General features: G+C 63.8%; 21 protein-coding genes and 2 pseudogenes. 17 read left to right on the forward strand and 6 right to left on the reverse strand.

From position 1 onward, the window contains the following. Window positions 1–6: 6 nt before the first annotated feature. Window positions 7–2,619: an ATP-dependent helicase HrpB gene (hrpB, locus tag HB777_26295; GenBank protein QND67089.1), complete on the reverse strand. Its 2,613-nt coding sequence runs from the start codon at window positions 2,617–2,619 to the stop codon at window positions 7–9. 94 nt (window positions 2,620–2,713) lie between these two features. Further along, on the reverse strand, window positions 2,714–3,604 hold the full coding sequence (locus HB777_26300) for a DMT family transporter (protein ID QND67090.1): 891 nt from the start codon (window positions 3,602–3,604) through the stop codon (window positions 2,714–2,716). A 28-nt stretch (window positions 3,605–3,632) separates the two neighbouring features. Between HB777_26300 and HB777_26305 the strand changes: the two genes are divergently transcribed. From HB777_26305 to HB777_26385, 17 genes and pseudogenes are all read left to right on the forward strand, one after another. Next, a complete protein-coding gene (locus HB777_26305) occupies window positions 3,633–4,322 on the forward strand; it encodes a PIG-L family deacetylase (GenBank protein ID QND67091.1) in 690 nt (229 codons plus the stop codon). Between the two features lie 283 nt (window positions 4,323–4,605). Continuing rightward, window positions 4,606–5,937 carry a carbohydrate ABC transporter substrate-binding protein gene (locus tag HB777_26310; GenBank protein QND67092.1) on the forward strand — a complete coding sequence of 444 codons (1,332 nt, stop codon included), beginning with the start codon at window positions 4,606–4,608 and terminating at the stop codon, window positions 5,935–5,937. Window positions 5,938–6,063: 126 nt separating this feature from the next. Then, window positions 6,064–7,011 carry a sugar ABC transporter permease gene (locus tag HB777_26315; protein ID QND67093.1) on the forward strand — a complete coding sequence of 316 codons (948 nt, stop codon included), beginning with the start codon at window positions 6,064–6,066 and terminating at the stop codon, window positions 7,009–7,011. Continuing rightward, a complete protein-coding gene (locus HB777_26320; protein ID QND67094.1) occupies window positions 7,008–7,958 on the forward strand; it encodes a carbohydrate ABC transporter permease in 951 nt (316 codons plus the stop codon). The genes HB777_26315 and HB777_26320 overlap by 4 nt, the downstream gene beginning before the upstream one ends. A 335-nt stretch (window positions 7,959–8,293) precedes the next feature. Further along, window positions 8,294–8,497, forward strand: coding sequence for a hypothetical protein (locus HB777_26325; GenBank protein ID QND67095.1), 204 nt, complete (start codon window positions 8,294–8,296; stop codon window positions 8,495–8,497). Between the two features lie 2 nt (window positions 8,498–8,499). Further along, a complete protein-coding gene (locus tag HB777_26330) occupies window positions 8,500–9,612 on the forward strand; it encodes an ABC transporter ATP-binding protein (GenBank protein ID QND67096.1) in 1,113 nt (370 codons plus the stop codon). Then, window positions 9,605–10,618, forward strand: a complete 1,014-nt coding sequence (locus HB777_26335; protein QND67097.1) for an ABC transporter ATP-binding protein — start codon at window positions 9,605–9,607, stop codon at window positions 10,616–10,618. The genes HB777_26330 and HB777_26335 overlap by 8 nt, the downstream gene beginning before the upstream one ends. A gap of 73 nt (window positions 10,619–10,691) precedes the next feature. Then, the gene (locus HB777_26340; protein ID QND67098.1) at window positions 10,692–12,335 is read left to right on the forward strand and encodes a DAK2 domain-containing protein; all 1,644 of its coding nucleotides are present in this window, start codon (window positions 10,692–10,694) and stop codon (window positions 12,333–12,335) included. 72 nt (window positions 12,336–12,407) lie between these two features. Continuing rightward, the gene (dhaL, locus tag HB777_26345) at window positions 12,408–13,010 is read left to right on the forward strand and encodes a dihydroxyacetone kinase subunit L (protein QND67099.1); all 603 of its coding nucleotides are present in this window, start codon (window positions 12,408–12,410) and stop codon (window positions 13,008–13,010) included. Beyond that, window positions 13,007–13,396 carry a PTS-dependent dihydroxyacetone kinase phosphotransferase subunit DhaM gene (locus HB777_26350; protein QND67100.1) on the forward strand — a complete coding sequence of 130 codons (390 nt, stop codon included), beginning with the start codon at window positions 13,007–13,009 and terminating at the stop codon, window positions 13,394–13,396. The genes dhaL and HB777_26350 overlap by 4 nt, the downstream gene beginning before the upstream one ends. A gap of 22 nt (window positions 13,397–13,418) precedes the next feature. Next, the gene (locus tag HB777_26355) at window positions 13,419–13,721 is read left to right on the forward strand and encodes an HPr family phosphocarrier protein (GenBank protein ID QND67101.1); all 303 of its coding nucleotides are present in this window, start codon (window positions 13,419–13,421) and stop codon (window positions 13,719–13,721) included. Beyond that, window positions 13,705–15,291: a phosphoenolpyruvate--protein phosphotransferase gene (gene ptsP / locus HB777_26360; GenBank protein ID QND67102.1), complete on the forward strand. Its 1,587-nt coding sequence runs from the start codon at window positions 13,705–13,707 to the stop codon at window positions 15,289–15,291. Before HB777_26355 ends, ptsP begins: the two co-directional genes overlap by 17 nt. 11 nt (window positions 15,292–15,302) lie before the next feature. After that, window positions 15,303–15,725: a hypothetical protein gene (locus HB777_26365; protein QND67103.1), complete on the forward strand. Its 423-nt coding sequence runs from the start codon at window positions 15,303–15,305 to the stop codon at window positions 15,723–15,725. A gap of 93 nt (window positions 15,726–15,818) precedes the next feature. Next, the gene (gene dhaK, locus HB777_26370; protein ID QND67104.1) at window positions 15,819–16,805 is read left to right on the forward strand and encodes a dihydroxyacetone kinase subunit DhaK; all 987 of its coding nucleotides are present in this window, start codon (window positions 15,819–15,821) and stop codon (window positions 16,803–16,805) included. A 69-nt stretch (window positions 16,806–16,874) separates the two neighbouring features. Beyond that, window positions 16,875–17,889, forward strand: a pseudogene (locus HB777_26375) (nucleotidyltransferase family protein). Window positions 17,890–18,051: 162 nt separating this feature from the next. Next, window positions 18,052–18,918, forward strand: a complete 867-nt coding sequence (locus HB777_26380; protein QND67105.1) for a glycosyltransferase family 2 protein — start codon at window positions 18,052–18,054, stop codon at window positions 18,916–18,918. After that, complete coding sequence (locus tag HB777_26385; GenBank protein ID QND67106.1) at window positions 18,915–19,865, forward strand: glycosyltransferase family 4 protein; 951 nt, start codon at window positions 18,915–18,917, stop codon at window positions 19,863–19,865. Before HB777_26380 ends, HB777_26385 begins: the two co-directional genes overlap by 4 nt. A 235-nt stretch (window positions 19,866–20,100) precedes the next feature. On the opposite strand, the gene HB777_26390 is transcribed toward HB777_26385, so the two are convergent. The 4 genes and pseudogenes from HB777_26390 to HB777_26405 form a co-directional block, all read right to left on the reverse strand. Beyond that, complete coding sequence (locus HB777_26390; GenBank protein ID QND67107.1) at window positions 20,101–21,087, reverse strand: serine kinase; 987 nt, start codon at window positions 21,085–21,087, stop codon at window positions 20,101–20,103. After that, on the reverse strand, window positions 21,084–21,518 hold the full coding sequence (locus HB777_26395) for a lasso peptide biosynthesis B2 protein (protein ID QND67108.1): 435 nt from the start codon (window positions 21,516–21,518) through the stop codon (window positions 21,084–21,086). The genes HB777_26390 and HB777_26395 overlap by 4 nt, the downstream gene beginning before the upstream one ends. Before the next feature lie 36 nt (window positions 21,519–21,554). Continuing rightward, window positions 21,555–21,842: a PqqD family protein gene (locus HB777_26400; protein ID QND67109.1), complete on the reverse strand. Its 288-nt coding sequence runs from the start codon at window positions 21,840–21,842 to the stop codon at window positions 21,555–21,557. A 446-nt stretch (window positions 21,843–22,288) separates the two neighbouring features. Next, window positions 22,289–23,070, reverse strand: a pseudogene (locus HB777_26405) (DUF2259 domain-containing protein). Between the last annotated feature and the right edge of the window lie 90 nt (window positions 23,071–23,160).

A 23,160-nucleotide genomic window follows, 5' to 3' on the forward strand; every position in this document is an offset into this window, starting at 1 on the left:
GAAGCGCTAGGTACCTCTGGGTTTTGCGCGGGCGGTGGCAGTGGCGAGCAGCGGGTTTTCCGGCCAGACATGCTTGGGATAGCGGCCGCGCATGTCGGCGCGCACATCGGCCCAGGAGCCGCGCCAGAAGCCGGGCAGGTCGCGTGTCGTCTGGATCGGCCGGTGCGCCGGCGACAGGAGTTCGAGCGTCAAAGGCACGCTGCCATTGGCGATGGCGGGGTGGCGGTCGAGGCCGAACAGCTCCTGCACGCGAACCGCCAGCACCGGCCATTCGCCGTCATAGCGGATCGGCACATGGCTGCCCGACGGGGCATCGAAATGGGTTGGCGCCAGCGTATCGATCCTGCGCTGCAGATCATGCGGTACGAGTGTGGCCAGTCCGGCCGAGACAACGCCCGCATCGATGGCGGCAAACGATGCCGCGCCGGCGAGGTAAGGCAGAAGCCAGTCGTCGAGGCGCTCGATGAGGGCGGCATCCGTCATATCGGGCCACGGCGCGCCAAGGCCGCGATGCAGCCAGCCAAGCCGCTGGCGCAGCGTTTGCGCCTCCTTGCTCCAGGTCAGCAGCGACAGTCCATGCTCGCGCACCGCATCTGCTATGGCGCGATCGGCGTCAGCACCGGTTGGCGGCGGCAGCATACGCTCGGCAAGGGTGATGGCGCCGAGGCGCACTGTTTCGCGCACACGCACGGCGCGCTTGTCGCGATCAAAACTGGTTTCACGGCGCGTCTCGATCCTGGCCGCCAGTACAGCGCGGACATCGTCCTCGCTGATGGCTGTTGCCGCCGTGATGCGCGCATTCTGCGCCTTGCCCTGCAGGTCGGCGACGACCAGAAACGGCTCGCCCGCCAGCGCGTCGGCGGCGTCGAGCATGGCGCCGGAGCCATTGGCCAGCACGAAGCGGCCGCGCTCGCCGCGCGCCTTGGCCACCCGATCCGGCCAGGCGTGGACGAGCAGGGGTCCGGCGCCACCCTCCCCCTTGTGGGGAGGGTCGGCGAGCGCGTCTTGCGCAGCAAGGCGCGGGAGACGGGGTGGGGGTGCCGAGCTCGGCCTACCCCCACCCCGCTCCGCTTCGCGGATCGACGTGCCGGGGCGAGCCACGGGTCTCGCCCGTCCTTCGGACCCCCACAAGGGGGAGGGTGAAGAGGCCTGTCTCGCCAGCCGTTCGGCGAGCTGTTTCGCGGCGGTAGCGCGCGGCGATCTTTCCCCGCGAAAGCGCATCAGCCGCCGCTCCAGATCGGCGCCGTCGCCACCAAGACCGCGCTCGGTGAGCAGCACAGCAAGTATCGCTGCCGCGAAAGCATGGCCGCTCTTCGCTGCCTCGGCGACCATATGCGCCAACCGCACCGGCAGAGCGAGCTTGCGCATCGCAGCACCGGCATCCGTCAGGCGCCCTGCCTCGTCGATGGCATCCAGCGCGCGTAGCAGCGCCCTTGCCTCATTGAGCGCCGGAGCGGGCGGCGGATCGAGAAAGGCGAGCCCTGTCGGATCGGCAACGCCAAAGGCGGCGCAGTCTAGCAGCAGGCCTGACAGGTCGGCCTCGAGGATCTCCGGCGGCGTGAAGGCGGGGAGTGCAGCCGTCTGCTCGGCCCGCCACAACCGGATGGCGATGCCAGCTTGCGTGCGCCCGGCACGGCCGGCGCGCTGGTCGGCGGAAGCCTTGCTGACGCGCACGGTTTCCAGCCGGGTGAGGCCACTGGCCGGCTCGTAGCGCGGCAGCCGCGACAGGCCGGAATCGATGACGACGCGCACGCCGTCGATGGTGATCGAGGTTTCGGCGATTGAGGTGGCCAGCACCACCTTGCGGCGGCCGGCCGGCGGCGGCTTGATCGCGGCATCCTGCGCCTTGCCGTCGAGCATGCCGTAGAGCGGCACGATGTCGGTGTCGGCACCGATCCTGCCGGCCAGCCGTTCGGCGGTGCGCTCGATCTCGCGCTGGCCGGGCAGGAAGGCAAGCACACTGCCGCTCTCGTCGGCCAGAGCTGCGCGAATCGCCTTGGCCATGGCGTCCTCGATGGTGGTGCCGGCGGGGCGCTCGTCATAGCGGATGTCGACAGGAAAGGCGCGGCCCTCGCTCTCGATCACCGGCGCACCCGACAGCAGTTTGGCGACACGCGCACCGTCGAGCGTCGCCGACATCACCAGCACACGCAGATCCGGCCGCAGCGCGCCTTGCACGTCGAGCGCCAGAGCGAGACCGAAATCGCCATCGAGCGAACGCTCGTGGAATTCGTCGAAAATGACAGCCGAGATCCCAGGCAATTCGGGATCGTCGAGGATCATGCGCGCCAGAACGCCTTCGGTGACGACCAATATCCTGGTCTTTGCCGAAATGCGGTTTTCCATGCGCATGGCGTAGCCGACGGTGGCGCCGGGCTCCTCATCAAGCAATTGCGCCATGCGGCGGGCGGCGGCGCGGGCGGCGAGCCGGCGCGGTTCGAGCAGAACGATCTTGCCGGCCCCCAGCCAGGACGCATCGAGCAGCGCCAGCGGCACCAGCGTCGTCTTGCCGGCGCCGGGCGGCGCCACCAGCACGGCGCTGTTGCCATGGCCGAGCGCTTCGTTCAGCGCCGGCAGCACAGCGGATACCGGAAGCTCCGGCAGGGGTTTTGTCGTCATCGGTCCAGGAATGCGTTCGTCCAACCGCGGCAGGTCCGCCCCGTCCGCATAGCAGCGGTCGCGGGGGCCGTGCAACTTATCGGGCTGGACCCACTCAAAGCCGGTTCCGGGAAAACGGATTCCAGCGCACGGTGCCCAGCCGCACCTCCTCGCGCACCATGGTCAGCAGGCCGGCACCGCCAACGACGGCGAGGCCAACCAATGCCAGCCAGTCGGGGTATTCCTGGAAGAACAGAGCGCCGAGGATCACCGCCCAGACGATCTGCGAATAATGTGTCGGTGCGACCCGGTTGGCGGGTGCATATTTCATGACCAGCAGCTGCAGGAATTGTCCGCCTGCGGTGAAGGCACCGGCCATCACCAGCCACAGCAACTGTGTGCCGCTGGGAACGGTGAATGCGGTGGCGGCGGCGCCGATGCCGTTGAACAACAGGCCGTAGCCGACCAGCACGCCCAGCATGGTCGTGCGCTTTTCCTGCTGCGCCAGCGAGCGCATCAGGATGACGCTGGTGGCGGCGAGGAAGGCAACCCCGAACGCGGCAAGGTGGCCGAGATTGAGTTCGCGAAAGCCCGGCCGCACCACCAGCATGACACCGGCAAAACCGGCAACCACCGCCAGCCAGCGCCAGGGGCCGACCTTCTCCTTGAGGATCACCGTGGAGAGGATGGTGACGCAGAGCGGCGCCAGGAAGATCAGCGCATAGGACTCGGCCAGCGGAATGGTGGTGAAGGCGTAGACGCTGAGCACGCCGGACGCGATACCCGCCCAGGCGCGCGCCTGCACGGCCCAGGGCCGCCTGGTGCGCCAGAAATCACGCCAGCGCTCGTCCGCTGGCCGCGTGAAAAAGAGAAAACAGCCGGCAAACAAGGTCGTGAAGAAGCCGATCTCGAAGACCGTGAATTGTCCGCCCAGACTTTTGACAACGGCATCACTGCCCGAATAGCTTGCATAGGCGATCAGGGCGAGCAGGATTCCGTTCGTCACGTTGTTCCATTTCCGGGGAGAGAGTGGTTTGAAAATCCTGGCGCTCGGTGCGCATCCGGACGACATCGAGATCTTCATGTTCGGTACGATGGCCGCCTATGCCGTGCAAGGCGCAGAACTCACTTTTGCCATAGCCACGGATGGCGCCAAGGGCGGCAAGAGTGATCCCGTCGCTCTCGCCCATGTCCGTCGCGAGGAAGCAACGGCCGCGGCCGCGCTGCTCGGGGCGACGCTGCGCTTCCTCGACTTTCCCGACGGCGAACTGGTGGCCGATGCAGCGCTGATCGGGGCGCTGAAAGAGCTGATACGCGAAACCGGACCAGATCTGGCGATCACGCATGCGCCCAACGACTATCACGGCGACCACCGCGCGCTGTCGGACGGCGTGCGCATCGCCGCGTCGTTCGCGGTTCCGATGCTGCATGCCGACACGCTCGGCGGCACCGGTTTTTCGCCGACGCACTATGTCGATATTTCCGCCCATGCCGACATCAAGGCGAAAGCGATCCGCATGCATCAGTCGCAGGACCCCGAGCGCTTCGTCGACGGCGCGCGAACGCAGAACCTTTTTCGTTCAGGTCAGTGCAATGGCGCGCAAGGTTCGCTGGCCGAAGCGTTTCGCTTCGAACCGTCGTTCCCCTTCGCCGACATCCGCGAACTGCTGCCGCCGGCGCCGCCAATCCGCAAGGTCATGGTGAGCACCAGACGGATCGACTGAGAGCCGCCACTGTCTTCAGGCCAGGCCGCAACGAGCCGCGCAGCTTCGGCAATCCGTGGGCCCGACCAGCGATCCACACTTTTCCCAGCGTTTTCAGACACCGACGCAAGCATGCTGCGGCGCAGCAACGAATTCGCTTGCGTTGTTTAGTAAAAATTGCATCACTAAACAAATTACTAAACATCTGCGGTGCTGTAGCGCTGCCATGTTTAGGCCCCTGAGGAGAGGGGTTGAAGGCTCTTGAAACCGTCATCCGGGCGCGTTTCGCAAATGGGAGGAAGGCATGAAATCGAGCTTGAAACTGGCGTTGGGACTGACCTCGGCGATTACCGCGTCGACAGCCGTCTCGAACGTCGCGCACGCTGAAGACCTGACGCTGTGCTGGGCCGCCTGGGACCCGGCAAACGCGCTTGTCGAACTGTCCAAGGATTTTACCAAGGAAACCGGCATCGGCATGAAATTCGAATTCGTGCCATGGACCAACTATGCCGACCGTTTCCTCAACGAGCTCAATTCGCACGGCAAGCTGTGCGACCTGATCATCGGCGACAGCCAGTGGATCGGCGGCGCGGCCGAGAACGGCCACTACGTCAAGCTGAACGACTTCTTCGACAAGGAGAAGATCAGCATGGACGACTTCGTGCCGGCAACCGTCGTCGGCTATTCGGAATGGCCGAAGAACACGCCGAACTACTGGGCGCTGCCGGCCATGGGCGACGTCGTCGGCTGGACATATCGCAAGGACTGGTTCTCCAAGCCGGAGCTGCAGAAGGAATTCAAGGAGAAATACGGCTGGGATCTCGGCCCGCCGGCCACCTTCGACCAGCTGAAGCAGGTCGCGGAGTTCTTCCAGAAGCGCGAAATCGACGGCAAGACCGTCTACGGCGCCTCGATCTACACGGAGCGCGGCTCTGAGGGCATCACCATGGGCGCCATGGACGTGCTCTACAGCTACGGCTTCCAGTACGAGAACCCCAAGAAGCCCTACGAAATGGAAGGCTTCGTCAATTCCGACAAGTCGGTGAAGGGGCTGGAATTCTACAAGGCGCTCTATGATTGCTGCACGCCTCCGGGCGCTTCGAACAGCTACATGGGCGAAGGCGTCGATGCCTTCAAATCCGGCCAGGTGGCGATGCACATGAACTTCGCCTTCACGTGGCCGGGCCTGCAGAAGGACGAGAATGTCGGCGGCGACAAGATCGGTTACTTCGTCAACCCGAAGGGTCCGGACGGCGAGCAGTTCGCCCAGCTCGGCGGCCAGGGTATCTCGGTGGTGTCCTATTCCGACAAGCAGGAATCGGCGCTGAAATACATCAAGTGGTTCGCCAACAAGGACGTGCAGGCCAAGTGGTGGTCGCTCGGCGGCTATTCCTGCCTCAACGCGGTGGTCAAGGATCCGAAGTTCCCGGCTAGCCAGCCCTACGCGCAGACCTTCCTCGACTCGATGGCCATCGTGAAGGACTTCTGGGCCGAGCCGAGCTACGCCCCACTGCTGCAGGCCTCGCAGAAGCGCTTCCACGACTATGTCGTCGCCGGCCAGGGTTCGGCCAAGGACGCGCTCGACGGCCTGGTCAAGGACTGGACGCAGGTCTTCCAGGACGACGGCAAAATGTAACCGGGGCAAAGATGTAACCGGCTCCTCCCGAGCTAGGCCCAAGCGTCCCGTGCCACCCTTGGCACGGGACGCAGTTCAGATAAATTCCATGACAGAGACGACCAAGTGACCGAAGCAGGACTCACCATGCTCAATCGGACCGCGGAGAACGTTGCCCGGGCGACCCCGGAACCGTTGGCCCGCAAAGTCCGGGGCATCAGCGACAAGGGCCTCGCCTGGCTGTTCATCTCGCCGACGATCCTGTTGCTGCTGGCCATCAACATCTTCCCGCTGTTCTGGGCGATCTATCTGTCGTTCACCAACTACCGCGCCAACCGCCCGAACGAAGTGGTGAAGAATCTCGGGCTTGCCAACTACCAGCGTATCCTCGGCGACAAGGATATCTGGATCGCCATGCAGACGACGGCGCATTTCGTGTTCTGGACCATCCTGTTGCAGACGCTGATCGGCTTCACGCTGGCCTGGCTGATCGACCGGAAGTTCCGTGGCCATGCCTTCTGGACGACGCTGATCCTGGTGCCGATGATGCTGTCGCCGGCGGTGGTCGGCAATTTCTGGCGCTTCCTCTACGAACCGCAGATCGGCCTGTTCGCCTATGCGATTTCCTTCGTGACGAGGATTCCGCCGACCGATATCCAGATGCTCTCCAACGTCTCGCTGGCGCCATGGTCGATCATCATCGTCGATACATGGATGTGGACGCCCTACGTGATGCTGATCTGCCTGGCGGGCCTGCGCTCCATCCCCGAATACATCTATGAGGCGGCCGAGGTCGACCGCGCCTCCAACTGGCGGCAGTTCTGGTCGATCACACTGCCGATGGCGCTGCCCTTCATCATGCTGGCGGTGCTGTTTCGCGGCATCGAGAACTTCAAGATGTTCGACATGGTCAACCTGTTGACCGGCGGCGGGCCGGGCTCGACCACCGAGGTCGCCTCGATCACGTTGAAGCGGCAGGCTTTCGAGAGCTGGCGCACCGGCTACTCCTCGGCCTTCGCCATAATCCTGTTCGTTGCGGTGTTCGGCCTCGCCAACATCTACGTCAAGGCGCTCAACAAGGTGAAGCAGAGATGAGCCTGACCACAGCCCATTCGGTCGTCGCACCGAGCACCAACTCGAAGCGCATCGCCGGCGCGATCATCATCGCCTATGCGCTGATCTCGATCGTGCCGTTGCTATGGATCTTCGCCACCAGCTTCAAGACGCCGCCGGACTCGATCGCCTATCCGCCCAAGATCCTGTTCCAGCCGAGCCTCGAAGGCTACTGCAATCTGTTCACGACGCGGACGCGGCAGACGCCGGAATACATCAACTCGCTTGGACCGGCGACGGGCTTCTGCGACGAGACCACGCGCAAGCGCAACATGGTGATCGCCGGCCCGTCCAACTTCCTGCCGCGCTTCGTCAACTCGCTGATCATCGCCTTCGGTTCGACCTTCTGCGCCGTGTTCCTCGGCACGCTGTCGGCCTATGGCTTCTCGCGCTTCAAGGTGCCGCTCGCCGACGACCTCCTGTTCTTCATCCTGTCGACGCGCTTCATGCCGCCTATCGCCGTCGCCATTCCGATCTACCTGATGTACCGCGAGCTTGGCCTGTCGGACACCGCGCTCGGCATGATCCTGCTCTACACGGCAGTCAACGTGTCGCTGGCTGTGTGGCTGCTGAAAGGCTTCATCGACGAGATCCCGCGCGAATATGAGGAAGCGGCGATGATCGACGGCTATACGCGGCTGCAAGCCTTCTGGCGCACCGTGCTGCCGCAGGCGACCACCGGCATCGCCGCGACCGCCATCTTCTGCCTGATCTTCGCCTGGAACGAGTATGCCTTCGCCGCGCTCCTGACCTCCGGCACGGCGCAGACCGCGCCGCCCTTCATCCCGACCATCATCGGCGAAGGCGGCCAGGACTGGCCCGCGGTGGCAGCCGGCACGACGATCTTCCTGGTGCCGATCCTGGTCTTCACCATCCTGCTTCGCAAGCAATTGCTGCGCGGCATCACCTTCGGCGCGGTGCGCAAATGATTAGTATGGGAATAAGAAGCCGAGGGTGCCATCGTGTCCCTCCCCTTCGTTCACGGCTACGGTATCGACACATTTGCGAACGCTTAGCGTTTGGCGATAGCGTGCATGGCAAGCAGGTGCATTGCGCCGCGCCAGGTCGACCCCCACTCCGTCGAGCTTCGCTCGACACCTCTCCCCGATCGACGGGGTAGAGGAAGGGCGCGAACTTCATTCAGCCAGACTCCCTTCCTCTCCCTCCGGAGGGGGAGAGGTGGCGCTGCGAAGCAGCGACGGAGTGGGGGAACCACCTGGCAACCATCTCTCCCCTTGAACGGGGAGAAGGAAGGGAGTTCCGCATGACGCGCCCAGCCATCACCAAAAAGTCATCTTGGCCAGTCTGGGCGAGGCGCGGGCTGATGGAAAACATCGCGACGGCGCTGATCGCCATCGGCTTCCTGATGCTGTTCCAGCCCTTCGCGCTGTCGCTCTACACCTACTCCTTCATCACCATGCTCGCCGGCACCGTGATGTTCATCGTCGTCTCCAAGTTCCCGGAATAATCATGGCCGAGATCCGCGTCCAGCACCTGAGAAAGGCCTTCGGCGATTTCGTCGCCGTGCAGGATTCCAACTTCGTCGTCGAGGATGGCGAATTCTTCGTCATGCTCGGACCATCCGGCTGCGGCAAGACGACGACCTTGCGCATGATCGCCGGGCTCGAGCTCCCGACCGGCGGCCAGATCCTGCTTGGCGGCGACGATGTCACCATGCTGCGGGCACGCGAACGCGACATCGCCTTCGTCTTCCAGCTGTTCGCGCTCTATCCGCACATGAATGTGCGCAAGAACATCGGCTTCCCGCTCTTGGCGCAAGGCATGCCTTCGGCCGAAATCCGCACGCGGGTCGAAGAAACGGCGAAGCTGCTGCGCATCGACCATCTGCTCAACAAATCCGTCTCCGGACTTGCCGGCGGCGACCGCCAGCGCGTTGCGCTCGGCCGCGCCATCGTACGGCGGCCAAAATGCTTCCTGATGGACGAGCCGCTGGGGACTCTCGACACCGAATTCCGCGATCTGATGGTCCATGAATTGCGCGAGCTGCACAACCGCATCCACGCCACGACGGTCTATGTCACGCACGACCAGATGGAAGCGATGTCGATGGCCGACAAGATCGCGGTGATGAACCATGGTGTCATCGAACAGTTCGGCACACCACGCGAAATCTACGACCGCCCGGCGACCATGTTCGTCGCCGATTTCATCGGCTCGCCACCGATGAACTTTTTGGGATTTGGCGGCGGGCTCGCCAAGGGCACGAAGGAGATCGTCGTGCAAGGCGCGAAGGTCGCGGTGCCGGAGGTGCGCGAGGATATCGCGCCTAGCGACATGGCACTCGGCATCCGCCCGGAACACATCCGCTTCGACGATGCCTCCAAGCTGCGCGGCGCCATCTACGGCACCGAATATCTCGGCACCACGCAGATCGTCGCGGTGGAGACGGCGGACGGCATCATCAAGGCACGCGTGCCGGCCGAAATCCGCCTCTCCACCGGCGACCATGTCGGCCTGGCGCTGAGCAGTGCGCGCCTATCGCTGTTCGAGAAAGGATCCGGCCGCGCGGTGAGAACCGCGATCCACGATGTCGCCTCTGAGCGGAGGGCCCAGCATGGCTGAGGTGCACATCAAGAACGTGACCAAGAGTTTTGGCGACCATGTCGCCGTCGACGGTCTCGACCTGCATATATCAGATGGTGAATTCGTCGTGTTGCTCGGGCCGACCGGGGCCGGCAAGACGACGACGCTACGCCTGATCGCCGGGTTGGAACGGCCGGATTCCGGCACAATCGAAATTGGCGGCCACAATGCCACGACCCTATCGCCGGCCGAGCGCGACACCGCCTTCGTGTTCCAGCAATATTCGCTCTATCCGCATCTGTCGGTGTTCGACAATCTCGCCTTCCCACTGCGCTCGCCAGCACGGAAAATGCCGGAAGACCAGATCCGCCGCCGGGTCGAGGAGGTGGCCAGGATGGTGCGCATCCATCACAAGCTCGCCAACCGCTCGACCAAGCTTTCGGGCGGTGAAATGCAGCGCGTCGCCATCGGCCGCGCGCTGGTGCGCAAGCCTTCGATCTATCTGATGGACGAGCCGCTGTCGTCGCTCGACGCCAAGCTGCGGGCGGATTTGCGGCTCGAGCTGAAGCGCATCCAGACCGAACTCGGCGCAACCATGCTTTACGTCACCCACGACCAGATCGAGGCGATGACCATGGCTGACCGCATCGGCATCTTCGCCGACGGCATGCTGGTGCAGATCGGTTCACCGCGCACCATCTATTCCGAGCCGGCAAACCTTCATGTCGCGGCGAGGCTCGGCCAGCCGGCGATCAATCTTCTGCCGACCGGGCTGCTGCCCGATAGCGGCGCGCCGGTGGGAACCAAGACGATCGGTGCGCGCACCGAACATCTGTCGATCGGCAAGGCAACCAATGGCCATGCCGACGGCGTCGTCGACTGGGTCGAGCATCTCGGCGACCAGAACCACCTGCATGTGACGGTTGGTCCGAAGAAGTTGGTGACGCTGACCGATCCCGACACGGATCTGGCGCAGGGCGACAGGGTGGTGATCCGCTACCGGTCGCCGCTGTATTTCGGCGCTGACGGACAAAGACTGATGTGAACGGTTCTCGGTGTTCCCACTCAAGGGTCAACGCCGGCTTCTGATTGACGATTGCGAGTACGGGACGAATTCGATGAAGCACTTTTTCAATCGCAGGGAAACGATCGTCACCGAGGCGCTGGACGGCCTGTTGCGGACCATCGGGTCAGGTGATCTCGCGCGTCTCGACGGCTATCCCGAGATCAAGGTCATCCTGCGCGCCGACTGGGACAAGACGAAAGTCGGCGTCGTCTCCGGCGGCGGTGCGGGGCACGAGCCATCGCATGCCGGCTTCGTCGGCAAGGGCATGCTGACGGCGGCGGTTTCAGGTGAGATCTTTGCCTCGCCGAGCGTCGAAGCCGTGCTGGCGGCTATTCGCGCGGTCACCGGTCCGACCGGCTGCCTGCTGATCGTCAAGAACTACACCGGCGACCGTCTCAATTTCGGCCTGGCGGCCGAGAAGGCGCGCGCCGAAGGGTTTCGTGTCGAGATGGTGATCGTCGCCGACGACATCGCTTTGCCTGATATCAACCAGCCGCGCGGCGTTGCCGGCACCTTGTTCGTGCACAAGATCGCTGGCCACCTGTCGGAAGCCGGCCACGATCTTGCGTCCGTTGCGGCAGCCGCCCGCGCTGCGGCGAAGGATATCGTTTCGCTCGGCATGTCGCTGTCGTCCTGCTCGATCCCAGGCCAGCCGCACGAAGACAGGTTTGGCGAAAACGACGGCGAGCTCGGCCTCGGCATCCATGGCGAGCCGGGCGTCGAGCGGATTGCGGTGCAAAGCGCCGACAGGCTGGTCGCGATCATGGCGGAGCGCCTCGCGGCACGGCTTGACCCCAAGGCCACCTACGCCTTGCTGATCAACAATCTCGGTTCGGTTCCGCCGCTCGAAATGTCGCTCGTAGCCAACGCGGTGCTTGCCTCGCCGCTGGCCAAAACCATCAAGCTGACGATCGGCCCCGGCCCGCTGATGACCGCGCTCAACATGAACGGCTTCTCGCTGTCGCTGATCCGGCTCGACGCAGCACGTGAAGCCGCCCTGCTGGCGCTGGTCGGCCCGCATGCCTGGATGCCAGCAAAGCCGGTTGTGCCGCCGGCTATCGTGCCGATGGCGAAAGCGGCCGGACAGAGCGCGGCACGCAAGCCCAGTCAGGATGCGCGCGCCAGGCGTCTTGTCGTCGCCGTCTGCGAAAGGCTGATCGCGCTGGAAACCACTTTGAACGGACTGGACGCCAAGGCTGGTGACGGCGACACCGGCTCGACAGTGGCGACCGGCGCGCGCAGTATTCTCGAGCGGCTTGATACGCTGCCGCTTGCCGAACCCGCAGCGACCCTGAGCGCGATAGGCGACATTCTGAGCGCGTCGATGGGCGGCTCCAGCGGCGTGCTGCTGTCGATCTTCTTCACCGCGGCGGCACAAGCTCTGGACAGCGGCGCGAACCTGGCCAAGGCGCTGCTTGCCGGCCTTGAGCGGATGACTTTCTATGGCGGCGCAAGGATGGGTGACCGCACCATGGTCGATGCCCTGGAGCCGGCCCTCAAAGCGCTCGACGCCAGCGGCCTGGAGGAAGCGGCGGCGGCGGCTCACCATGGTGCCGAGGCCACCGCTGCCATGGAGAAGGCGAAAGCCGGACGGTCCGCCTATGTCGGCAGCAAATTGCAAGGCGTGGTCGACCCCGGCGCCTATGCAGTGGCCGAGGCCTTCGCGGCCGTCGCCGCACTGCATGAAGCGGCCTGATTCATGCTCCAGTTGTCGAATGAGCGTTCTTTCGATACTGCCGGCGGGGTGGAAACCGGGAATTTGGCCGATATGGCGGCGTTGAACCTTGCCAGGCTGATTACAGCCGTCGCGGATGCGATCGCCGCTCACGCCGAAGAGTTGACGGCGCTCGACCAGGCGATCGGCGATGGCGACCACGGGCTGAACATGAAGCGCGGCTTCGCGGCCGTGCGGGCCGACGCCGAGGCGTTTTCGGCCAAGCCGCTCCCCGAAGCCCTGAAGTCGATCGGCACCAAGCTGGTGATGACGGTGGGCGGCGCCTCCGGTCCGCTGTTCGGCACCTTGTTCATGGCGCTCGGCAAGGAGATTTCGGCGGAGCCCGATCGCGCCAATCTGACGGCAGCTTTCGGCAAGGCAATCGAAGCAGTGGCTGCGCGCGGCAAGTCGCAGGTTGGACAAAAAACCATGCTCGACGTGCTGCAGCCGGTGCATGACGCGCTGACTGAGGGAAAGACGGCGCCGGAAATCGCCGATATCGCCGACGCGGCGGCCGAGGCGACCGTGCCGATGAAAGCTCTGCGCGGCCGCGCGTCGTTCCTCGGCGATCGTTCGATCGGCCACATGGATGCCGGCGCACGTTCGACCGCGCTTCTGGTGCGCACGATCGTCGAAACGCTGGAAGGGCAGCCATGAGCAATGTCGGCATCGTCATCGTTTCGCATTCGCCGCTGGTTGCCGAGGGGACGGCCGACATGGTGCGGCAGATGGTGGGCGACGAAGTGCCGCTTGCATGGTGCGGCGGAAACGGCCATGGCGGGCTTGGCACCAATGTCGAGGCGATCATGGGCGCCATCGACAAGGCCTGGTCGGAAGCCGGTGTCGCCATTCTGGTCGATCTCGGCGGCGCCGAGACCAACTCGGAAATGGCGGTGGAGATGATCGGCGAGCCACGGTCGCACAAGATCATCGTCTGCAACGCACCGATCGTCGAAGGCGCGGTGATGGCGGCGACCGAGGCCTCCGGCGGTGCCTCGCTCCGGGAAGTGGTGGCGACGGCACACGAATTGTCGCCGTCGTGAACGAACGGGAATTTTGAAAGACATGTCCGCATCCGCCGAAGCGACCGTTGTGATCACCCACGAGGTGGGCCTGCACGCGCGTCCTTCGGTGAAGTTCACCAAGCTGGCCAAGACTTTTGTGGCCGAGGTGGAAATCGCACTGGCCGCCAACGGGCCGTGGTTCGACGCCAAGAGCATCGTCAAGGTGATGGCGGCCAAGGCGCCGAAGGGCACCGTGCTGCACATCAGGGCCAGCGGCGACGGCGCCAACGATGCCGTCGACGCGCTGGTCGAACTGGTGCGGCGCGATTTCGACGAAGGCGCGGACCATGTCCGAACCGCTTAGGTTGCAAGGCATTTCGGCCTCGGCCGGTTATGCTGAGGGGCCGCTGTTCGACCTCGACCGGATTGCCGCATCCTATGTCGGCAAAGAAACAGCCGACGACGAGAAGGCCGCGCTCGAAACCGCAATCGCCGTCGCGGCGGGCCGCCTCGGCGTAATGATTGAGATGGCCGTAGGTGATGCCGCCGACATTCTCGAGTTCCAGATCGCCATGCTGGGGGATGATGCGCTGAGCAGCCCGGCCTTTGCCGCGATCCGCACCGGCCTGCCGGCCGACAGAGCGTGGCGGCAGGCGCTCGACGCCGAAATCGCCGGCTACGATGCTTCCGACCAGGATTACTTTCGCGCACGTGCCGCCGACATACGCGATATCAGGGACCAGGTGCTGCGGGCTCTGTCCGAGGATGGCGACTTCCAGGCACCGGCCGGCGCCATCCTCTATGGCGAGGACATCGCGCCGACGCGCTTCCTCGAAACCGACTGGAGCAGCGGCGGCGGTATCGCGCTGAAGGCGGGCAGTACGGCGAGCCACGTCGCCATGCTGGCGCGCTCGCGCGGCGTCCCCATGGTAGTCGGGCTCGGTGCTTCGCCGGCTCATCTTGCCGGCATCGCTCTGCTCGACGCCGAACATGGCGGCATCGTGCTGTCACCCTCCAAGGCCGAAATCGACGCCTTTCGCCAATCCTCGTCATCATTCTCGGCGCGCCGCGACCTGGCCGGGACGTTCCTGGCGCGGCCGGCGGTCACCAAGGCCGGCACGCCGGTGCGTGTGCAGGTCAACATCGCCGATCCGTCCGATGTCGACGGCATCGACATCGCGACCTGCGACGGTGTCGGGTTGATGCGCACCGAATTCCTGTTCGGCAAGACATTGCCCGACGAAGAGACGCAGTATCGCGCCTATCGCAAGGTGCTGGACTGGGCCGGCGACAAACCGGTGACGATCCGCACCGTCGATGCCGGCGGCGACAAGCCGGTGCCCGGCTTCACCGTCGAGGAGACCAATCCGTTCCTCGGCCTGCGCGGCATCAGGCTGTCGCTGGCAAGACCGGAGGTGTTTCGTGTACAGATCCGGGCACTGCTGCGCGCCGCCGTCCACGGCAGTCTGAAAGTGATGTTTCCGATGATCGCCGTTGTAGAGGAATACAGGCAGGCAGCGGCGATGTTCGCCGAGGAGCAGACAACGCTCGCCGCGCGCGGCATCGCGCATAGAATGCCGCCACTTGGCATCATGGTCGAGGTGCCATCGGTGGCGATCGTGCCGGAAGCCTTTGCGGACGCCGCCTTCTTCTCGATCGGCTCCAATGACCTCACCCAATATGTCATGGCGGCGGCGCGCGACAACGCTGCGGTGGCTCATCTCAATTCGGTCCGTCATCCGGCCGTGCTGCGGCTGATCGCTGCCGTGACCGCGTTTGGGCAGCAGGAAAAAATCCCGGTCAGCCTGTGCGGCGATGCCGGCGGCGATCCAGCCTCGATCCCGTCACTGCTCGAGGCCGGCCTGCGCGATCTTTCCGTCGCGCCGGCGCAACTCGCCATGGCCAAGGCGGCCATCGCCGACATTCCGGTCTAGGCGCGGTTGGCATGGTCGACATCAAACCCGAACCCGGTTCCGAAGAGGCGATCCGCGCCTACAAGACGATCCTGTCGCACGTCATCGACCAGCGCCCGTCCGGCATGCGCCAGCGCCTCGCCGATGCGCTCGGCAAGCACCGCAGTTTCGTCACGCAGATTTCGAGCCCCGCCTATTCGATCCCGATTCCGTCAAAACATTTGCCGGCTATATTTTCGGTGTGCCATTTCAGCCCGGCCGAACGTGACCAGTTTCTCGCCGCCTATCACCAGGCGCATCCAGGCAAGATGTCGATCGCATCAGGCATGCGCAAGACGCGGCATGTCTCGCTGATCGTGCCGGATTTCGGCGACGACAAGCAGAACGCCGCGCTCGACAAAGCGGTGAACGATTTCATCCAGAAGATCACCAGCATCACCGGCAAAGGTAGCTGATCGAACTCTTTGTTTTACGCAATTCCGGACGGAAAACCGCGACACACTTTTCCTGGAATTGCTTTGGAAGGCCTATTTCGGGAGGAGACGATCGTGAAGAAGTTCATGAACTCGGTGGACACGGTGCTGACCGAGAGCCTCGACGGATTCGTGGCCGCCCATGCCGACATCCTCGTGCTTGGCGACGAGCACAAATTCATCCGCCGCAAGACCTTGCGGCCGGGCAAGGTGGCGCTGATCTCCGGCGGCGGCTCCGGCCATGAGCCGCTGCATGGCGGCTTTGTCGGCCACGGCATGCTGGACGCCGCCTGCCCCGGCCAAGTGTTCACTTCGCCGACACCGGACCAGATGCTGGCGGCGGCGGAAGCCGTCGACACCGGCGCCGGCTGCCTGTTCATCGTGAAGAATTATGAGGGCGACGTGATGAACTTCGACATGGCGGCCGAGATGTCGGAAGGCGTCCAGCAGATCGTCACCAATGACGATGTCGCCGTCGAGAATTCTTCCTATACGACGGGCCGGCGCGGGGTCGCTGGAACGCTGGTGGTGGAAAAAATCGTCGGTGCGGCGGCCGAACACGGCCTGGCGTTGGCGCCGTTGAAGGCGCTGGGCGACCGTGTCAACACGGCTACCCGCTCGATGGGCGTGGCGCTGACCAGTTGCACCGTGCCGGCGGCGGGCAAGCCGACTTTCGATATCGGCGACGGCGAGATGGAATTTGGCGTCGGCATCCATGGCGAGCCCGGACGCCGGCGCGACAAATTGAAAAGCGCCGATGCCATCGCGCAGGAGATTTGTGCCGCGATCCTGGGCGATCTCGGCGACAGGGCGAAAGGCCCGGCGCTGTTGTTCGTCAACGGCTTCGGCGGCACGCCGCTGATGGAACTCTATCTGATGTACAACAGCGCGCGGGCGATTTTCGAAAAGCAGGGCGTGACGGTGACCCGTTCACTGGTCGGCTCCTACGTCACCTCGCTCGACATGGCCGGCTGCTCGATCACACTGACCATGCTCGACGACGAGACGACCGCGTTCTGGGACGCGCCGGTGCACACGGCGGCGCTACGCTGGGGCATGTAAAGCTGGCTTACATCAGGCTTTTCTGTAACCATCCCAGACAATCCCTTTGCCGCAACATTGTCCGGGTTGATGCTGCCATCTCTCACCTCTGCAGAAGAAAGACTGTTGCTGCGCTATGCCGATCCGGAGGCGGCGGCGGTCGGGGAAGATTTGTCGGCAAAGACTTTGTCGGCGCTGCTCGACAATGCCGAATTCCACGGCATCTTGCCGATCATGCTGCGCAAGCTGCAAGAGCGCGGCGACCGCGCAGCTGCCACCGGATCAGGGGCTGCGGGACAGACTGGAGTATCTGCGCCAGAAGGCGACGATCGCCACCGGCCAGTCAATGCTGCTGCAATACCATGGCGACCGCATCATGAAGGGGTTGGCGGCGGACAATGTTCCGGCGCGGATCGTCAAGGGGCCGGTCTTCGCGCGAAAGCTCTACCGCAACATCGCCGACAGGCCGTTCACCGACATCGACATCCTGGTCGAGCCCGCCAATCTGGCGCGGGCAAACCGGGTGATCGCGGCATGCGGCTTCGAGCTTGGCAGCAACGAGGCTGAATCCTTCGAACTGCAGGAATTCAAATGGCTCGAAAAGGAGAATTCGAGCCTGCTGGTCGAACTGCATGGCGACCTCGTGCATGACACCGGCATGCGGCGGCGCCTGTCGCTGGGGTTCCGGGAATTGCGCGCCATCGACGGCGAAGCGACAGACACGCCAGCGGCACTATTGACGATCGCCATCGTGCACGCCGCCGGCGGCCACAAATTCCACCGGCTGCAGCTTTGCGTCGACGTGCTGCAAGGCGTGCGGGCGCTGCAATCACCCGAAGCGGAAGCACGCCTGTTCGACGCTGCCCGCATGACCGGCATCGAGCTTGAACTGGCTGTCGTGCTCAATGTGACCGGCCAGTTGTTCGACGAGAGCAGCGCGCTTGAACTCGCCGGCCGCATCAAGCCAGATCTCTCGATATGGCTGGCCAGACGGTTGATCACCACGAACACGCTGCTCGGCGTCAATTCCAGGGACAAGCTTGGTTCGCGCCTGCGCCGCGACGCCTTCCGGTGGATCCAGCGATTGGTCAAGGCCAAGTCATAGCACCGCTAGCACCCGATGCCATCGGTCCAAATCCTAGAGCGGAGAGCACCGCAGGCGCGAACCGCTATGAGCGCGTATACACTTCAGTTGGGAAAGCGGTGGCGCGCCTTGGCATGGCCGCTCTGAATCTTTAAACGTCGTTCGGAAGCATACAACGAAGGATTGAGGGACTTGGCCGATCCCAACACCCACATAGCGAATGCTGCGCGTGATCGTAGTTTCCCGCGAGTCGTCGCGGTCCTTACAACACGGAACGAGGAACGGTTCATCGCCGGATGTCTCGAGAACCTATTTCGTCAAGGCGTGCAGGTCTACGTCTGCGACAATCAGTCGACCGACCGGACGCTTGAGATTGTCCGGCGCTACAGCGGGGCCGGATTGATAGGATTCGAGAGCATCCCGTACAGCGGCTGGTACCGCTGGGAGCAACTTCTTCGCCGCAAAGAGGAACTCTTTCAGTCGCTCGAAGCAGACTGGCTCATGCATCTTGACGCTGACGAGATCCACCTTCCGCCGACTTCGCACTCATCGTTGGTCTCCGCTATTGCGGCAGCCGACGCACTCGGCTGCAACGCGATCGAGTTTTCTGAGTTCACGTTCATTCCCACCAGGGAAGCCCCCAATCACGACAATCCCAATTATCAACACACGCTGCGCACCTACTACCCGTTCCGGCCGACCTCCCCACACTGCGTCCGGGCCTACAAGAAGCAGGACGGCCCCATGGAGATTGCGTGGTCAGGCGGCCATCGCGTACGCTTCGGAGGTCCCGTGAAGCTCTACCCCGCGCGTTTTCGCATGAAGCATTATCTGTTCCTGAGCGCAGAGCACGCCGCGCTCAAGTATGCTGGCCGCCGGTATCTGAGCGAGGAGGTCGTTGGTCTTGGCTGGCACGGATGGCGACCCCGCTTGCGATCAGAGGATATCCAGCTGCCGGACGCTACCCAGGTGCGCACCACTGCGACGGACGACGATCTTGACGAGGCCAACCCATGGTCGACCCACTGGCTTGAGAGGTACGCCTCGTGAGCGATATACACCTCCCCCGCATTCTGGCGATCGCGGACCGACCCGGCTGGGCGATCGATCGCAAGACCCAGAATCTCCGGCGTGTGCTGGAAGGAAGGTTCGAGGTCGTCCAACGATTTCAGCATGATGTGACTGAGTCCGACGTGAACGCGGCGGACATCGTGCTCATCTTCTATTGGCTCCAATTCTCGAAGCTGGCCCTGCCGGAATCGGTCTTCGCCCGGCGGTCTGACAGGCTGGTTATCGGGATCTGCGGCCACAGAGAGCTGGAGGGCGAATTCCGCGAGCCCGGGCTCGCTACCCTGCGCCGGCTAGCACGCGCTGTCTTTGTCAATAATCGGCGGCTCGAGCACGAATACCGCCCTCTCCTGCGTGTTCCGGTCCACTACACGCCCAATGGAGTCGACACGACATTCTTCTGCCCCCCACAAGAGCCACAACCCTATTCTGGCGAACTCCGCGTCGGATGGGCGGGAAGTCTCAGCAACCATGGTCCGGCACATCGCGGCTTCCACGAAGTCATCGAGCCTGCGGTCGCTGCCTTGCCGGGCGTGCGGCTACTGACTGCGATTCGGGAGCAACGCTGGCGTAACGCTGACGAGATGCTCGACTTCTATCGGGATCTCGACGTTTATGTCTGCGCCAGTCGCAGCGAAGGCGCTCCCAATCCTTGCTTGGAGGCGGCGGCGTGCGGTGTCCCCTTGGTGACGACCCGTGTGGGAAACATGCCCGAGCTGATTCGGGATGGCGAAAACGGGCTGTTCTTCGATGGAACTGCGGAGGGGCTTGCGAACAAGCTCGCCCTGTTACGGGACACGCCATCGCTCCGGTCGCGGATGGCCGCCCGCATGATCGAGACGATCCGAGAATGGGATTGGAGCGTTCTGGCCGAGAATTACGCGCACATGTTTGCCTCGTTGCTGCAGACGGAGCGATCGCGCCTGTGAGATGTGCGGCTTCGGATGTGCCTTCCCAAACCTGCCCTTTGTAGCACCATTCGAGATTCCCCGGACCCTCGCTCTTCCATACCTCGCTCAGCAAGGATGACGAGGCGGCGCCGCGCGTAAACCGTTGTCCTTCTTTGCGCGAGACTTGAAGAAGAAGCACTCCGCAATACGCTATCCCCCACTCCTTGGAATTGCTTCAAAACAAGGAATAGCGACCGCACGTTGCCCGGGGTGTTCAGTCCCGCATCGTCAGGGCGGCGCGGATCAGCGCGGCCGCGTCGGCCGGGCGCGCACCCACCTCCAACCGGAAGGTCGGCACCGCATTGACCAGCCCGGCGATGGTCGCCAACCGGCGTTTTTGCATCGGCGGCAGTCCGGTCATGCCGGTGCGGACATTGTCCACTGCCAGCGCCACCATTGCGTCCGTCCCGGCCATGGCAATGAGCCGGGTCTGGCTGTCGGCGGAGCGCGCCAGGTGCAGAAGGGCCGCCACCGGCCGGGCGGACGCGTTTTCGACCCGCACGATCCCGGCCAGCCTTTCAAGCGAGACGGGCTGCTCGCCGTTGCGATCCCAGGTCTGGCCAAGGCATGGCGCCACCTGCGGGATCATCTGCGCAGTGTTTTGATGGATCTTGACGGCGCGCGGCAAACCCCAGGCCACGACCTTGCCCGAACCGACATTCACGATCATGGCGTCGTCGGAGCAGAGGCCAAAGCCCTGTGTTGCCAGCGCCAGAGACGTCGTGGTCTTGCCGGTGCCGCTCGGGGCGTGGATCAGCACCACCGCATCGTGGTCAGGCAGGGTCAGCCCGGCCGTGTGCAGCATATGCTGACCACCGGCGTCGAGCGCGGCGTCGAGCACCAGCATCGACGGCGTCCAGGCAGCTTTCGCTCCGGGGCGAATCCGGAGTTCGGCCCAACCCTCCCCGCCATTGATCACAACGGTCTGACGCCCGGGAAAGACCAGATGGATGGTGCCGCCGTCCTCGATCATCCGGCAAGAGCCGTCCTCCGGCACCTCGCCATCGAAGACGAGCGATCCGTGGGGTGTCTCATCCAGGGTCTCTGTTTCGATGATCTCAAGACGAAATCCCGGCTCGACCGGTTCCGCGATACGCAAGCCGGCGAGCATCCGGTCGAAATCCTGCCACAGCTCGGGGCGCTCGGCTGATATGCCGAGGATCTGGCCGTTGAGGCCATAGCACGCTGAAGGTCTGGTCAAGCGGGACGCGCCTTTGTGGCATCGGCATGGTGACGGTAGATCTCGACCATGCCGGGAAGGCTGTCGCTGACCACCGGCCTGCCGTCGAGGCAGACCCAGCAATGCGCCGACATGCGCGGCGCCTGCATCGACTTAGGATCGACGCCGAAGCGCAGGTCCGGATCGAAGCCGGCAAGGTGCAGGAAACGATGACCGAGCAGACCCTCTCGCAGGCACCTGCGGTCGCGCATCAGCCAGGGATGGCGGACGGTGCGGTTGACGGCGGCGACGATGTAGGCGGACGGCAAGCCACGATAGGGCTTCGACGAGGTCAGCGGCGCCCATTTGAGCACGTCCTCGAAGCTGCGGTTGGCGACCAGGACCGGCATCAACCGCGCGCTTGCCCATAGGTGGCAGCGAAACATAGCGCGCAGGAGAGGACCGTCGGCCATCAAGCGGTACCTCTAGCCATCAAGCACCTTTACACATCAAGCACCTGGCGCGGCGAGGATACCTTCCGAGACCAGATCCGCGGCCAGTGCCGCGATGTCCTGGTCGAGCGTCCCCTTGTCGACCTCGAACTCCTCGCAAAGCAGGTCGACGATCTGGTCGAGGTTGCGCGCGCCGTCCACCTTGTCGAGAAAGGCTTCGGTCGTGCCGTTGCATGTGTAAAGCTGGCCGCTGCGCGCCAAAAGCACGACGGCGCCATCGCCGACATGCTGGACCGAAGCGTCTTCCGCCATTCGCAGAACCGTTCTAGAGGCAATTTCCATCACGAAACCCACCAAGCCATGCAAGAACCCGGAAATCAGATAGCGCGGTGCCGGGACGCTGTCTATTAGACGATCATGAGGGACCGGCGGGCGGATTCTTGCGGCGATGCGTCCAGTAGGCCTTCGCCAAGTCGCTAAAAACGGCACGGCTGCCTGTTCCCGGCCGGAATCGTCCCAGAAATAGTCGTCAACGCGAGGAGACAAGCAACTGAACCGGTCGGCCCGACCGTTGCTTTTCTTCCCTAGAGTAAGGTAAAACCTGCCTGGGTCTTGGGGAGATTGCGTATGCGTTACAATTGGGAACGGGCTCCGACGAGCTTCGAACGTCACAGAAAAGCGCTGGCGACAGCTCTTTTGATCGCTGGCGGCATTGGCCTCATGCTTGTGGCCCTGCCGATCTAGACAAGCGCGGATCGAATGGATGTCGGCTGTCAGCGCGCCTGACCCTGTCAGCGCGGCTGGCCGGTGACGGCAAGGAAACGGCGATCTCGCCCCTCGAAACCCTGGCTGAAACGCTGCACCAGCACGACAAGCACCGCCGGCTTGCCAGCCGGGGTGAACGCGTAGGATTCCGACAGGCTGTAGGAGGTCGGGCAGTTTCTCGAGCCCGGCACTGCCTTGTCCTCATGCAGGACCTTGAACGGCTTGCCGTCCTGCCCTTGCAGCTCAGCCGGAAGCCGAGCGCCTTGCCGGCCTTTTCACCTTGAAGTGCCTGGTCGCCCTGCCGCGTCGCATCGAAACTCGCCGAACAATCGCCCGTGCTGGCTGCCAGTATCTCGTCGAGCTGGATGGTCGAAATGCCCGTTTCGTCATAGAGCGGCGACAGCCATTTCTGCGACACCTGTTCGAGGCGGGAAATGTCGTTGTAGGCAACCATTTCACCCGGAAAGGTGAATTTGTCGGACGCTGTCTGCTCGCCCTGTGATGCGATGGCATATCTGGCGAGAACGGGTGCCGCCTGCGCGGCGGCCTGCGCCCTCGCCTGCTCCAGCGTCAGCGTCGCCTCCTCCGTTTCTTCAACGACGATGATCGGCTTGCCGCCGACGAATTCATCGGTGCGTGTGTCGATGATGTCGATCTCAGACCAGCCGGAGTCCGAGGCGCCGGCGTCGAGCGTTCCATATTGCTCGAAGGCGAAATAGGCGCCATCGGGCGAAAAGCCGATGATACGCCGTGCCGCGGCGTCGCCAGCCTGAGCGGTTCCAGCGGAGATCGCAAGTGCCGCGCCCATGACCGATAGGAGTGCAAAGCGCCCGACGATCCGCACAGCAGAGAACATCGCCACGCCAATCCGGTATCGCAATTTCATAGCTGCTTGCCC

The organism is Mesorhizobium loti (genome assembly GCA_014189435.1).
In the GTDB taxonomy this organism is placed as follows: domain Bacteria; phylum Pseudomonadota; class Alphaproteobacteria; order Rhizobiales; family Rhizobiaceae; genus Mesorhizobium; species Mesorhizobium loti_G.